Source organism: Cellulosimicrobium cellulans (assembly GCF_006539945.1).
In the GTDB taxonomy this organism is placed as follows: domain Bacteria; phylum Actinomycetota; class Actinomycetes; order Actinomycetales; family Cellulomonadaceae; genus Cellulosimicrobium; species Cellulosimicrobium cellulans.
The window spans coordinates 90,981-103,681 of record NZ_BJNZ01000016.1 but is presented as its reverse complement, the minus strand read 5'-3'; the positions used below and the strand labels follow the sequence as shown (position 1 = coordinate 103,681).

The following is a 12,701-nucleotide window of genomic DNA, read 5'->3' as shown; positions in this document are numbered from 1 at the left end:
CGAGGTCGCCCGTGCGGTGAACGCGCCGAGCAGGGCGGCCTCGCGCAGCTCCGCGGCGGCGCGTTCCCGCTGCGGCCCGACGCCGAGCACGACCTCGGTCGTCAGCCGCACCCGGGTGTCGGGGGCCGGGCGCTCGGCGGTGAGCCGGGCGAGCGCCTGGAGCGCGTCGTAGGCGGACACGCCCCAGGGGTCCCGCACGAGGTGCAGCGCCTCGATGTACCCGGCGAGCCGGGCGCGCGCCCCGAGCAGGGCGTCGCGCGTGCGCGCGAGGTCCTCGTCCTCGCCCGGCTCGGGCTCGGTCGCCATCGCGGACAGGAGGCGGTGGGACGCCGTCTCGCGCCACGTCGGCTCCGGGACGACGTCGAGCACGAGGCCGCCCAGGCCCAGCTCGTCGAGCCGTGCGAGGAGCGCGTCCGCGGCCCGGCGGTGGCCCGGGACGTACAGCACGTGGCGCCCCGACGCCGCCGCCTCGGCGACGACGGCCGCGAGCGTGCCCGCGACGTCGGACCCGGCCGGCGCGTCGACGAAGAGGTGCGACCCGCTCGCGAGCACGTCGACGACGTGGCGCTGGGACGGGTCGAGGTCGCCCGCGCCACGCTCGTGCACGGGGTCCGCGTCGCCGACGCGCGGTGCGGGCAGCTCGGCGCGCAGCGCCGTGGCGGACTTCTCGTCCCCGGCGAGCGCGGCGACGACCTCGTGCCGCTCGAGCGCGGGCGCCAGCTCGTCGAGGTCGTCGACGAGGACCTGCCCCGGGTGGACGAACGTCCCGACGAGCACACGGTGGGTCAGGTCGAAGTCGTCGAGGACGGCCCGGCCCAGCGCGGCGATACGACGGGTCGCGTCGCCGGGGTCGAAGCCCGCGCCGGTGAACGTGGAGCGCGCGAGCGTCACCGGGTCGAGGAGCGCGCCGTGCGCGCGCAGCGTGCGCGCGAGGAGCGGGTTGATCTCGGCCGTCGGCTCGAGGGTCAGCTCGTAGTCGGTCTCGCCGTCCCCGCGCGGGGTCACGGTCAGGGGGCGCAGGAGCACGGGTGCGCGCACGGTGCGGGACGTCGGCTCCTGCTCGCCCTCCTCGACCGCGCCCCGGGGGAGGTGATCGGCGTCAGGGACGCGTGCGTCGTCGTGCCCGGCGGGCTCGCCCTGCGCGCCAGGGGCCGCGGGTGGCTGGGCGTCCCCGTCGGTGGCGCCGCCGGGTCCGGCGGCGCCCGGGGCGGCCCCGTCGTCGCCCTCGCTCGGGACGATCGTCGCGGGGGTGCGACCCGCGACCCGCGCGAGCACCGCGACGTCGTCCTCCGCGAGCGGTGCCGCGAGGCTCTGGGTCCAGGTCGCGACCCCGATCGCCAGGTACGTGGGCGCGACGCCGTAGCGCTGGGCGTGCTCGGCGGCGCGGACCACGACGGCGCGCGCGCGGCGCCGCGCGGCGGGCAGCGACCCACCTTCGCGGAACAGGTTCGAGAGCCGGGTCGGTCGCCCGGCGAAGAGCTGGGCGACGCCCGAGGGGTGGGCCGCCGTCAGGTCGACGACGGCGTCGCCGAGGAGCGAGACGTCGGCGAGCGACGACCCCCCGGCGAGCTCGACGAGGCCGGCGCGCCACCGCGTCACGGCCTCGTCGACGAGGTCGGCCGTGGTGGGCTCGGGGACGAGCACGGGGCGGGGCGGCGTCACGTCGTCGTCCGGTGCGTCGGCCTGGTCGGTCCCGTCGGGAGCGGTCGCGGGCAGCCGAGCAGGATCGGCCACGCTCCGGGCGGCTGAGCTGGTGCGGGCTGCGGCATTCACCCTCCGACGCTAACCGTCCGCCTCGCGAGGCCCGGCGCGGCGCGCCGGAGGGTCGGCGACCCGGTCCGCCAGGCGGCGCCGGGCCGTCGCCGCCCTCCGGAGGGTCGAGCGTGGGACGCGTCGAAAGCGGGACGACGAACGGCCCCGGGTCACGAGAATTCGTGTACCGAGGCCGTCGTTCCGAGCTATTCCGGGTGTTCTCCCGGAGAAGTGTGAAACAGCGCGCACCGCGCAGGGGGCAGGCGATGCGCGCTGTCGAGGACTATCTTGCACGGCGAGATGCTGGGCGTCAACACGGTCCGCGGTCCTGGACGGGTAAATCACCCGCGTCACCCGGCGGCGTCTGAGAACAACCTGGACGAGCGTCCACAACATGCGCATGATTCCGCGAATTCGAGAGTGCGGCCGACCACCTCCACGGTGTGGTGCACACCACACCGCGCGGCGCACGGCTCGGCTTCCACGGCGCACGACGGCGGTCCGTGCGGCCCTCGGCAGGATACGTCGCCGTCATCGAGCCGCCTTCCCGGTCGCCGGGTCGTGCGCGCGACGACCGACACCGGCGCGCCCGCCGCAGCGCTCCGACCGGCGGCGTCACAGGATCTCTCCCGTTCCTCTGAGCCCCCGGCACGGCGCCCCTGAGCGAGGTCCACACGAGCGGCCTACCGTGGGAGGACGCCCGTGGCCCGACGCCGGTCCCTGGCGCGCGGTCGTCGTGCACGGCCGGTGGCGGCGGGTGGTCCTTCCCGCCGACGACCGGAAACCCGCACCACGTGACGACACCCCCCGCACCCCGCCCCGACAGCGACGACTCCCCCGCACCCCGCCCCGCACCCCACGAGGCCGGCCGCGAGGCAGGTCGTGCCACCGTGGAGACCGCGCCCGCGAAGGAGCGCGAGGCCCCCGCCCGGCTCTCCCTCACGCAGGTGATCGCGAGCTCTCTCGCCGCCGTGAGCACCACGGTGCTGCTGTCGTACTTCGGGACCGCCGGCACGATCATCGGCGCCGGCATCGCGAGCGCCCTCACCGTCGTCGCGAACTACGTCTACACGCGCTCGATCCAGAAGACGCGCGAGCAGCTCGTCCCCGTCGTCGGCAAGGTCGTACAGGTGACCACCGGCGCCAGCACCGCGCGCGACCGCGCGACGACCACCACCGTCACGACCGCCGTCGCCAGCGTGCCGCGCGGGACGGTCGTCGTGGCGGACGCGGCGTCCGACGCAGGTGCGGCGACGTCTGCCGAGCAGGACGACGACGCGACGCAGAAGACCGTGGACGGGGGCGACGTCGGTGCTCCGCCCGAGCCGGGCACGGGCCCGGAGCCGGCGCAGAACGCCTGGCTGCGGCTCGTCGACCGCTACGGCCGCGGGCGGGTGCTGACCGTCTCGGCGCTGGCCCTGTTCGTCGTGGTGATGGGTGTCGTCCTCGTGGTCGAGCTCGTGATCGGCAAGCCGATCTCGGACGCCGTGCGGGGTGTGGAGGGGTCGGGGACGACGATCAGCCGCGAGCGCTCGACCGGCACGGACGACCCCGCGACGCCCGCGCCGTCGAACCCGGCCGTCGACCCGTCGACCGTGCCGACCCAGGAGCCGGACCCGGCGCCGTCGACGACGCCGACCGAGGAGCCCTCCACGACCCCGACGCCGGGCCCGACCGAGAGCCCCACGCCGGAGCCGTCCCCCGAGCCGACGACCCCGGACCCCGATCCCTCGACCACGCCCGACCCCGGCACGGGCGGGGGGACCGGCGAGGACGCCGAGGCCGGGGACGGCGCCGGGACGGGGACCGACGGGGGCGCCGTCACGGCGCCCACGCCGGCCCCGTCGACCGGAGCGTCGACCGACGGCTCGGCGTAGCGCCGTTGTCGGGCGGTCACGTCACCAGCGGAACGTCTCCCGGACCCGGTGCTCCAGCCGCGGCGCGACACCCGTCTCCGCCTCGACCTCGCCGCGCACCCGGACGGCGGTCTCCGGCTCGCCGGTGATGACCGCGTCCACGTCGCCCGCACGCAGGACGGCCCGCAGGCCCGCGGCGTCGTTCACGGTCCACACGAGCAGGTCGACCCCCGCCGCGCGCGCCACGGCGCGCGTCCGTGGGCCGAGCGAGGACTGCTCCACGGCGAGGAAGTCGACGTCCGGGACCTCGCGCACGCCCCGCACGAGCGGGACGACGTACCCCACCTCGACCTCCGGGGCGGCGGCGCTCACCGCGTCGGCGAGCTCCGGGTAGATCGCCTGGACGAGGTACTCGTCGGCGACGCCCTCCTCGCGCAGCAGCGCGACGACGTCGGGCACGTACGACGCCGTCTCCCGACCATGGAGCTTCAGCTCGACGAGGAGCGGCTGGTCCAGCTCCTTCGCGCGTCGCACGAAGTCCCGCAGGGACGGGATCGTCGCCTCGCGCCCGCCCTGCCGGATCGTCGTCGCGGTGAGCTCGTCGAGCGTGAGGTCCGCGACCGCGCGTCCCGACCCGGCGAGGCGGCGCAGCGTCGTGTCGTGGAAGACCACGAGGCCCCCGTCGGCGGCCTGGAGCACGTCCAGCTCGACGTAGTCCACGCCCAGCGCGGCCGCTGCCTCGAGCGACGGGATCGAGTTCTCGACCGCGGCGGCAGGGTGCCCGCGGTGGGCGACGACGCCGGGGAGGTGCTCCGTGACCGAAGAGACCGCGAGCGTGTTCGTGGCGACGAGCGCCAGGGCACCGAGGACCGCCCCCGCGATGAGGACGGCGCGTACCGGGCCGGGCGTGACCTCCCCCGCGCCGACGGACGACGGTACGAGGGTCGGCGTCGCCGCACCGTCGAGCCTCGTACGCCCAGGCCGTCGCTCCCGCGCCACGGCGACGAGCACGTGGGCCACGGTCGCCGCGACCGCGCCCGCGAGGACGACCGCCAGCACCTGCACGGCGGCGAGCCCGACGCCCGCCACGACCGCCGCCGCGCCGGGCGCGTGCGCGTCGACGACCCGGGTCGGGACCAGCACCAGCGCGGCCGCCGCGCCCGCGACGACGAGGGCGGCGAGCCCGACGGGCACCAGCAGGACGAGCATGCGCAGCGTGGCCCCGCGTGTGGCGCGCCAGCTCGCCCGCATCGCGGCCGCGACGGTGCCGCGGTCTTCCACCAGGAACGTCGTCGTGAGGACCAGTCGCAGGTTGGTCCACAGCACGGCGGCCAGGAAGACGACGTAGACCAGGAGCCCGCCCCGGAACTTCAGGAGCTCGGCGATGACGAAGTCCGGGATCGCGACACCCCGGACCAGGAGCGCCGCCGTCCCGAGACCGCCGATCGGGACCAGGACGACCGCGTAGACCAGGAACAGGGCGAGCTGCGGGCTGCGCAGACCGCGGGCGGCGCGGCCCAGGTCGTGCAGGACGCCACGCAGCGTCACCGGGCCGCCCTGGTCGGCCCTCCACGCGACGGCGACGAACGCCCCGTGCTGCACGAGGACGACGACGCCCACGACCACGGCGAGCACCACGAGCAGGACCACCGACCCCGGGGTCGTCAGGACGTGGACCACGTTCTGGTGGGTCAGGGCCTGGACGCCCGCCGCCGCCGCGCTCACCCGGGCGAGCCACGACACGACCGGCACGGTCACCACGGAGAGCGCGACGGCAAGGACGAGCACGCGGACGGTCACGCCGCGCAGCGCGTACGACCGCCGCGCCGCGTCGCGCAGCAGTGCCCACGGGCTCATCGGACCTTGCTCCCGGTCTGGTCGTGCGAGGTGGCGGTCGGCCGGGGCGGCCCGTGCCGGACTCTCGGTGCGCCTGGCCAGATTCGAACTGGCGACACCCGCTTTAGGAGAGCGGTGCTCTATCCCCTGAGCTACAGGCGCGCGGCCCCGGGGAACGGGCCGGGGGACAGCCTAGCCGTCGGCGGCCGCCGGAGGCGAAGCGCGCCGCACGGACGGTGACCGTCGGCCGGAGCGTGGCCGGCCCGTGGTCGGCGCGCGAGGATGGGCGCATGCCCACCGGACGTTCCGACGCGCCACGCCGCATGCTCCTCGACTGCGACCCCGGTCACGACGATGCGATCGCGATGCTGCTCGCGCACGGCAGTCCGACGGTCGACCTCGTCGCCGTGACGACCGTCGCAGGGAACCAGACGCTGGAGAAGGTCACCCGCAACGCGCTCGCCGTCGCCGAGCTCGCGGGGATCGACGTCCCGGTCGCCGCCGGGTGCGACCGCCCGCTCGTCCGACCGCGGATCGTCGCGCCGGACATCCACGGCGACTCAGGGATGGACGGGCCCGCCCTGCCCGCCCCGCGCCGCGCCGTCGACCGCCGCCACGCGGTGGACCTCGTCGTGGACACGGTCATGGGCGCGGAGCCCGGCGAGATCACGCTCGTGCCGACGGGTCCGCTGACGAACGTCGCGATGGCGGCGCGCAAGGAGCCGCGCATCGTGCCGCGCGTGCGGGAGGTCGTGATGATGGGCGGCGGCTACCACGTGGGCAATCGCACGCCGGTCGCGGAGTTCAACGTGCTCGCCGACCCGGAGGCCGCGCACGTCGTGCTGAACGAGGCGTGGCCGGTGACGATGGTCGGCCTGGATCTCACGCACCAGGCCGTCGCGACGCCCGACGCGCGCGAGCGGCTTGCCGCGCTCGGCACCGCGGCCTCCCGGTTCGTCGGCGAGCTGCTCGACTTCTACGGGGCGACGTACCGCTCGGCGCAGGGCTTCCTCTACCCGCCCGTCCACGATCCGTGCGCCGTCGCGTACGTGATCGACCCGGCGGTCATGACGACGCGCCGCGCCCCGCTGGACGTCGAGCTTCACGGCACGCTGACCACCGGCATGACGGTCGCTGACCTGCGCGGCGACGAGCCGGGCCCCGACGAGTGCCGCACCCAGGTCGCGGTCACGCTCGACCATGCCCGCTTCTGGGACCTCGTCGTGGACGCGCTCACGCTTGTCGGGGACGGCTGACTCGCCCGACCGGGCGCGTCGGACGGGCACGTCACCCGAGCACGGCCCGGAGGAACTCCTGGGTGCGCTCGTGGCGGGGTGCCGTGAACATCGTCTCGGGGTCGGCCTCCTCGACGATGTGCCCGTGGTCGAACATCAGCACGCGGTCGGAGACCTCGCGCGCGAACTGCATCTCGTGCGTGACGAGGAGCATCGTGATGTCCGTGGTCGCGGCGACGTCGCGCAGCACCCCGAGCACGTCGGCGACGATCTCGGGGTCGAGCGCCGAGGTGACCTCGTCGAGCAGCAGGATCTCCGGGTCCATCGCGAGGGCGCGCGCGATGGCCACGCGCTGCTGCTGGCCGCCCGAGAGCTGGTTCGTGCGGAAGTCGCGCTTGTCGGACAGGCCGACCTGCTCGAGCAGCTGCTCGGCGCGCGCCACCGCCTCGTCCCGGGACCGGCCGAGGACGTGCACCGGTGCCTCGACGATGTTCTCGAGCACCGTCATGTTGGGGAACAGGTTGAACTGCTGGAACACCATGCCCACCCGGTTGCGCACCACACGGCGCCGCTTCTCGGGGACCGCGACCCGCCGCTGACCCCGGTACTCGTGCGTGTAGGGGTCGCCGTCGACGAGGATGAGCCCGCCGTCGGCCTCCTCGAGCGTCATGAGCAGGCGCAGGATCGTGGTCTTGCCCGAGCCGGACGGTCCGATGAGCGTCACGCGCTCGCCCTGCGGGACGCTGAAGTCGAGCCCGTCGAGGACGACGTTGTCGCCGAACCTCTTGACGACGTCGCGGAACTCGATCGCGGGCGCCACGCCCCGATCGGTCGTCTCTGTGGTCATGGTCGTGTCCCCGGGGTAGGTGGTCGGGTCAGGCAAGGCGGGTCTCCATGCGTCGGACGAGCAGCGAGGTCGGGTAGCTCACGATCAGGAAGAGGATCCCGACCAACGTGAGCGGCTCGACGTACGAGAAGGTGTTGGCGCCGAACGTCTGTGCGGCGGTGAACATCTCGACCACGGAGATCGCGAAGAGGAACGGCGTCTCCTTGAACATCGAGATCGCGTAGTTCCCGAGCCCCGGCAGGGTGTTCTTGATCGCCTGCGGCAGGATCACCGCGCGCCACGTGCGCCCACGCGGCAGGTTGAGGGCCGTGGCGGCCTCCCACTGGCCGCGCGGCACGGCGTCGATCCCTGCGCGGTAGACCTCGGACATGTACGTGGCGTAGTGCACGCCGAGCACGACGCACCCCACCACGAGGCCCGGCACCGCGGGGAGCATGAGGTAGACGAACACGAGCTGCACGAGCAGGGGCGTCATGCGGACGAAGTCCACGACCAGGCGCAGGGGTGCGGTGATCCAGCGGCTCGCGGCGCGCCCCGCGAGCGCGATGAGCAGGCCGAGCACGGAGGCGATGACCATGCCGACGATCGTCGCGACCACCGTGACCCGGAGGCCGGCGAGCAGGTCGGGGAGCACCTCGGCGGCACGCTCCCAGCTCCAGATCTCGCTCATGCGTCCTCCCCTCGCGGCGTCCCGACGGTCACGGGCTGCCCGGAGGTCGTTCCCGGCGTCACGGCGGACGCCCCGGCGGCCGTCCGGAGCGGCTGCGCTCCTCCCGACGGCGTCGGGTCGGCGGGCCGCACGCGGAACACCTCCCGGAACGTCGGGCGGGTCGGGCCGGCGCCGAGCCGCCGCTTGGCCCGCGCCTCGAGCGCGTTCATGCACCAGGTGAGGAGGTAGGCGATGACGAAGTACACGAGCAGCCCCACCGTGAAGCTGAAGAACGTGTCCCGCGTCGCGGTGCGGAGCTGGTCCGTCCAGAAGAAGACGTCGTGGAGGTAGACGTACGTCGCGAGCGCCGAGCCCTTGAGCAGCTGGATGAGCAGGTTCGCGAGGAGCGGGATCATGAGCGCCCACGCCTGCGGGAAGATCACCCGACGGATCCGGTGCACCGGACCGAGGTTGAGCGCGGTGCACGCCTCCCACTGCCCGCGGGGCACGGCGTTGATCGACCCGCGCACGACCTCGGCGCCGTAGGCGCCGTAGTTGAGGCCGAGGGCGAGGATGCCGACCGCCATCGACTCGAGCTTGACGCCGAACGCGGGCAGCACGAAGAAGAGCCAGAAGAACTGGACCACGAGCGACGTCCCGCGGAAGAACTCCACGACGACCCGGGACGGCCCGCGCACCCACAGGGAGCGGGTGCGCGAGCCGAACCCGAGGAGCAGCGCGACGACCATCGCGAGCAGAGCGCCGCCGACCGTGAGCTGCAGGGTGACCAGGACGGCGTCGCCGAGCTGCGGGAGTCGCGCGACGAGCGTCTGGATGTCGTCCGACATCGGGTCAGGAGTCCAGGCCGAGCTCCGGGCCGAGCTCGTCCGCGATCTTCTCGAGGTCGCCCTCGCAGAGCATCTCGGCGGTCAGGCTCTCGACGGGACGCTCGGCCTCGGTGAACCCGAACGGCCCGAGGACGTCCTCGTACCTCTGGGGGTCCGAGACGATCTCGGCGAGCTGCTCGTTGTACGCGTCGAGCAGGTCGGTGTCGCCCTGGCGGAAGACGGTCGCGCCCGCGCCGATCTGCGGGACGCCGTCGATCACCGCGACGAAGGAGTCGGTGGCCTCGACCGGGGCGTCGGCGCTCTCGGCGAGCGCGCGCAGCGAGATGCCGGTGAGCGCGAACGCGTCGGCACGCCCTGACACGACGGCGTCGAGCCCGTCCTGCGGGCTCCCGACCTGGGTGGTGCGCACGTCGGTCTTCTCGGCGTACCCGGCCTCGATCGCGCCCGACATGACCGCGAGGTTCACGCCGGCGTCGACGGCCGACTGCCAGTCGGAGAGGTTCTTCGGGTTGCCCTCGGGGACGAGGAACGCCGTGGTGTACATGATCTCGGGCTCGCCGAAGGCGGCCTGCTCGCACCGCTCGGGCAGGATCGACATGCCCGCGCTGATGGAGTCGAAGCGGTCGGCGTTGAGCCCGGGGATGAGGGCGTTCCACTCGGTGAGCGTGCCCTCGACCGTGTCGATGCCGAGCTCGGCGTACACCGCCTCGTTGAGCGCGACGGCGGCGCCGGTGAGCTCGCCGGACTCGTCCTGGTAGCTGTAGGGATCCTCGCCGGCGAAGCCGACGGTGATGCTCCCGGCGTCCTGGAGGCCGGACAGGAGGCCTTCGTCCGTCGACCCGCCGGACCCGCCGTCGACGCTCGAGCAGGCCGCCGTGGCAGCGAGCAGGACGGCGGTGCCCGACGCGAGCAGCACGCGGCGTCGGTACGGGGTGGTTCGCGTGGAAGTCATGGTTCCCTTCGTGCCCGTCGACGCGAGCGGTCGCGGACGGTCGTGGGGCTGAGCGGACGGTCGGCCACGCTAACGCTTTGTCCACCGTTCGACAATCTGACTGTCCTATGGTCCGATTGTCGACAATCGACGAGGCGCGACGAGGGCCAACGGTTGTGCAGGGCCCGGAGCCGGGCGGCCTGCGACGGCCGGGGACGCTGGGTGACCTGCGACGACGGGAGGTGCCGCGGCTCGTCGCTCCGCCGGGCCTGTCCGGTCGTGGGTCGCTCCCCCGCGGCGCGACGTGCGGTGCGGTCGTCCGCGACAGGGGATGATGTGATACCGGATCGTGACCTCGACGGCCTGGCACGAAGGCCGGCACCAGCCCGCCACGACCACCACGACGCGGAAGGGGACTCGATGAGCCCGACCTCACGCGCGCCGCACAGCGCCGCACCGTTCCTCTCGCCGGTGACGCGACCGTCCACGGTCGACCTCATCACGCGCGAGCTGCGCGACGCGATCTACTCCGGCGCGCTGCGTGTGGGGACGCCCATCCGCGAGGTCGAGATCGCCGGGCAGCTCGGCGTCAGCCGCGGCCCGTTCCGCGAGGCCGCACAGCGGCTCGTGCAAGAGGGGCTCCTCGTCGCGACCCCGGGACGAGGCCTGCGCGTCGTGACGATCGGGCGCGACCGCATCCCGGCGTTGTACGCCGCGCGCACGAGCGTCGAGACCACGGCCGCCCGCCTCGCCGTCGCCCGGGCGACCGACCCGGAGGTCGCCTCGGTCCGCGCCGCGTACGACGCCCTCGTGGCGGCCGGCGCGTCGCAGGACCCCCGCCGGATCGGGGACGCCGACCTCACCCTGCACTGGACGTTGGTGGCCGCAGGCGGCAACCCGTGGTTGCTGCGCTGGATGACGACGCTCATCGTCGAGGTCCGGGTCGCGAGCTTCACCGTCAGCGACGAGTACGCCGTGCGCGCCGACTCCCCCGAGTCCCACGAGATCCTCGTCGACCGCCTCGAGGCGCGCGACGCCGACGGTCTGGTCGCCGCGATCACGACCAACCTCGAGGAGGCCGTCGCGCGGCTCACCGCCCCGCAGGAGGCAGCCGTCGAGACGATCGAGGAGCCGCACCCCGTGCCGCCGCCCCGGCTCGACCCGATCGAGCCGACCGGCCTGCTCTGACGCACCCGTGCCCCGTCCGTGCGGCACGGAGGGCTGACGACCACGGGACCGCGGTCAGACGCGCGTGCAGGTCGTGAAGCGGTAGCGCAGGCCCGTGGACGACGTCGCCCACTCGCCCGCGTGCACCGTCCACCCGCCGGGGACGTCGGGAGCGTAGGTGTCGCCCTCGACGACGGCGTCGATCTCGGTGACGACGCACCGGTCCGCGAGCGCGACCGTCGCGGCGTAGAGCTGCGCGCCGCCCATGACCCAGACCTCGCCCGACCCGGTGTCGCGCGCCGCCTCGCGTGCGACCGCGAGCGCCTCCGCGACCGACCCGGCCACGCGCACGGGCGCGCCGACCCGCTCGACCGGGCGACCGCCGTCGGGCACCGCACCGCCGGACGTACCGACGCGCAGCGAGGGCTCCCCGGGCGACCACCCCGGCTGCCGCGTCACGACGACGTTCACGCGCCCGGGCAGGGGCCGGAACCGGGGCGGGAGCGAGTCCCACGTGCGGCGGCCCATGACGACGGGGTGGCCCGACGTGACGCGCTTGAAGTGCGCGAGGTCCTCGGGCAGGTGCCAGGGCATGGTGCCGCCCGCGCCGATGACGGGCCTCCCGGCGGCGTCGCGCGCCTGCGCCCAGACCAGCCCGAGCGTCGGTCCGCCGGGCGTCTCCTCCCCCACCGCCGTCAGACCGCGATCGGGGCCTTGATCGTCGGGTGGTGCTGGTACCCGACGACCTCGATGTCCTCGTACTCGTACGCGTCGATCGAGTCGCGCGGCGCGAGGCGCAGGGTCGGGTACGGGTACGGCTCGCGCGTGAGCTGCTCACGCACCTGCTCGAGGTGGTTGTCGTAGATGTGCACGTCGCCGCCGGTCCACACGAAGTCGCCGACCTCGAGCCCGGTCTGCGCGGCCACCATGTGGACGAGCAGCGCGTACGACGCGATGTTGAACGGCACGCCGAGGAACAGGTCGGCCGAGCGCTGGTAGAGCTGGCACGACAGCCTCCCGTCGGCCACGTAGAACTGGAAGAACGCGTGGCAGGGCGGCAGGGCCATGTTCTCGATCTCCGCGACGTTCCACGCCGAGACGATGTGGCGGCGAGAGTCGGGGTTCGCCGTGATCTGCTCGATCACCTGCGCGACCTGGTCCACGTGCCGCCCGTCCGGCGTCGGCCAGGAGCGCCACTGGACGCCGTAGACCGGGCCGAGCTCGCCGTCGGCGTCCGCCCACTCGTCCCAGATGCTCACGCCGCGCTCCTGGAGCCAGCGCACGTTCGAGTCGCCGCGCAGGAACCACAGCAGCTCGTACGCGATCGACCTGAGGTGCACGCGCTTGGTCGTGATGAGGGGGAAGCCCTGCGACAGGTCGAAGCGGATCTGCCGCCCGAACACGCTGCGCGTGCCCGTCCCGGTGCGGTCGCCCTTGGGCGTCCCGTTCGCCAGGACGTCGCGCAGGAGGTCCTCGTACGGGGTCGGGACGGGCCCGGGAGCGGTGCCCGACGGCGCAGGCTCGCCGGTGCTCACGGGTGCGGTCGGGGCGTCGGTCGCGTCGAGTGCCACATCCGTCAG

Annotated in this window: 10 protein-coding genes, 1 tRNA gene and 1 pseudogene; 3 read left to right on the top strand and 9 right to left on the bottom strand. The window is 74.2% G+C overall.

The genetic code is table 11. The features are described from left to right. A pseudogene (locus tag CCE02nite_RS20660) lies at nucleotides 1-1,734 on the bottom strand (hypothetical protein); the annotation flags it as partial. An 812-nt stretch (nucleotides 1,735-2,546) separates the two neighbouring features. Between CCE02nite_RS20660 and CCE02nite_RS13010 the strand changes: the two are divergent. Then, nucleotides 2,547-3,629 carry a hypothetical protein gene (locus tag CCE02nite_RS13010; protein WP_141390045.1) on the top strand — a complete coding sequence of 361 codons (1,083 nt, stop codon included), beginning with the start codon at nucleotides 2,547-2,549 and terminating at the stop codon, nucleotides 3,627-3,629. Between the two features lie 21 nt (nucleotides 3,630-3,650). Here CCE02nite_RS13010 and CCE02nite_RS13005 read toward each other — a convergent pair whose 3' ends face one another. Both CCE02nite_RS13005 and CCE02nite_RS13000 read right to left on the bottom strand, forming a co-directional pair. Next, complete coding sequence (locus tag CCE02nite_RS13005) at nucleotides 3,651-5,465, bottom strand: glycerophosphoryl diester phosphodiesterase membrane domain-containing protein (protein WP_141390044.1); 1,815 nt, start codon at nucleotides 5,463-5,465, stop codon at nucleotides 3,651-3,653. A 68-nt stretch (nucleotides 5,466-5,533) separates the two neighbouring features. After that, nucleotides 5,534-5,606: transfer RNA gene (locus CCE02nite_RS13000), tRNA-Arg, on the bottom strand. 128 nt (nucleotides 5,607-5,734) lie between these two features. Here CCE02nite_RS13000 and uriH point away from each other — a divergent pair. After that, nucleotides 5,735-6,700 carry a uridine-preferring nucleoside hydrolase UriH gene (gene uriH, locus CCE02nite_RS12995; protein ID WP_141390043.1) on the top strand — a complete coding sequence of 322 codons (966 nt, stop codon included), beginning with the start codon at nucleotides 5,735-5,737 and terminating at the stop codon, nucleotides 6,698-6,700. A 31-nt stretch (nucleotides 6,701-6,731) separates the two neighbouring features. Here the strand turns inward: uriH and ehuA are convergent, their stop codons facing one another. Genes ehuA through ehuB form a run of 4 tightly spaced genes read right to left on the bottom strand, consistent with a single transcriptional unit; the run spans nucleotide 6,732 to nucleotide 9,975 of the window. Then, nucleotides 6,732-7,526 carry an ectoine/hydroxyectoine ABC transporter ATP-binding protein EhuA gene (gene ehuA / locus CCE02nite_RS12990; protein ID WP_141390042.1) on the bottom strand — a complete coding sequence of 265 codons (795 nt, stop codon included), beginning with the start codon at nucleotides 7,524-7,526 and terminating at the stop codon, nucleotides 6,732-6,734. Nucleotides 7,527-7,554: 28 nt separating this feature from the next. Next, nucleotides 7,555-8,196 (bottom strand): ectoine/hydroxyectoine ABC transporter permease subunit EhuD, encoded by a 642-nt coding sequence (gene ehuD, locus CCE02nite_RS12985; RefSeq protein ID WP_141390041.1) that lies wholly within the window; start codon nucleotides 8,194-8,196, stop codon nucleotides 7,555-7,557. Further along, a complete protein-coding gene (ehuC, locus tag CCE02nite_RS12980; protein ID WP_141390040.1) occupies nucleotides 8,193-9,023 on the bottom strand; it encodes an ectoine/hydroxyectoine ABC transporter permease subunit EhuC in 831 nt (276 codons plus the stop codon). Before ehuC ends, ehuD begins: the two co-directional genes overlap by 4 nt. 4 nt (nucleotides 9,024-9,027) lie before the next feature. Beyond that, nucleotides 9,028-9,975, bottom strand: a complete 948-nt coding sequence (gene ehuB / locus CCE02nite_RS12975; protein ID WP_141390039.1) for an ectoine/hydroxyectoine ABC transporter substrate-binding protein EhuB — start codon at nucleotides 9,973-9,975, stop codon at nucleotides 9,028-9,030. Nucleotides 9,976-10,374: 399 nt separating this feature from the next. Here ehuB and CCE02nite_RS12970 point away from each other — a divergent pair, with 399 nt between their 5' ends. Beyond that, nucleotides 10,375-11,142, top strand: coding sequence for a GntR family transcriptional regulator (locus tag CCE02nite_RS12970; protein ID WP_141390038.1), 768 nt, complete (start codon nucleotides 10,375-10,377; stop codon nucleotides 11,140-11,142). Between the two features lie 54 nt (nucleotides 11,143-11,196). Here CCE02nite_RS12970 and CCE02nite_RS12965 read toward each other — a convergent pair whose 3' ends face one another. Further along, nucleotides 11,197-11,811 carry a dihydrofolate reductase gene (locus tag CCE02nite_RS12965; protein WP_304363334.1) on the bottom strand — a complete coding sequence of 205 codons (615 nt, stop codon included), beginning with the start codon at nucleotides 11,809-11,811 and terminating at the stop codon, nucleotides 11,197-11,199. A 5-nt stretch (nucleotides 11,812-11,816) separates the two neighbouring features. Further along, the gene (locus tag CCE02nite_RS12960; RefSeq protein ID WP_141390059.1) at nucleotides 11,817-12,656 is read right to left on the bottom strand and encodes a thymidylate synthase; all 840 of its coding nucleotides are present in this window, start codon (nucleotides 12,654-12,656) and stop codon (nucleotides 11,817-11,819) included. Between the last annotated feature and the right edge of the window lie 45 nt (nucleotides 12,657-12,701).

Bases quoted from the DNA above. Each gene is read 5' to 3' on its own strand.
- ehuC (WP_141390040.1), bottom strand. From the start codon at position 9,023: ATGTCGGACGACATCCAGACGCTCGTCGCGCGACTCCCGCAGCTCGGC.
- ehuD (WP_141390041.1), bottom strand. From the start codon at position 8,196: ATGAGCGAGATCTGGAGCTGGGAGCGTGCCGCCGAGGTGCTCCCCGAC.
- CCE02nite_RS12970 (WP_141390038.1), top strand. From the start codon at position 10,375: ATGAGCCCGACCTCACGCGCGCCGCACAGCGCCGCACCGTTCCTCTCG.
- CCE02nite_RS13005 (WP_141390044.1), bottom strand. From the start codon at position 5,465: ATGAGCCCGTGGGCACTGCTGCGCGACGCGGCGCGGCGGTCGTACGCG.
- ehuB (WP_141390039.1), bottom strand. From the start codon at position 9,975: ATGACTTCCACGCGAACCACCCCGTACCGACGCCGCGTGCTGCTCGCG.
- uriH (WP_141390043.1), top strand. From the start codon at position 5,735: ATGCCCACCGGACGTTCCGACGCGCCACGCCGCATGCTCCTCGACTGC.
- ehuA (WP_141390042.1), bottom strand. From the start codon at position 7,526: ATGACCACAGAGACGACCGATCGGGGCGTGGCGCCCGCGATCGAGTTC.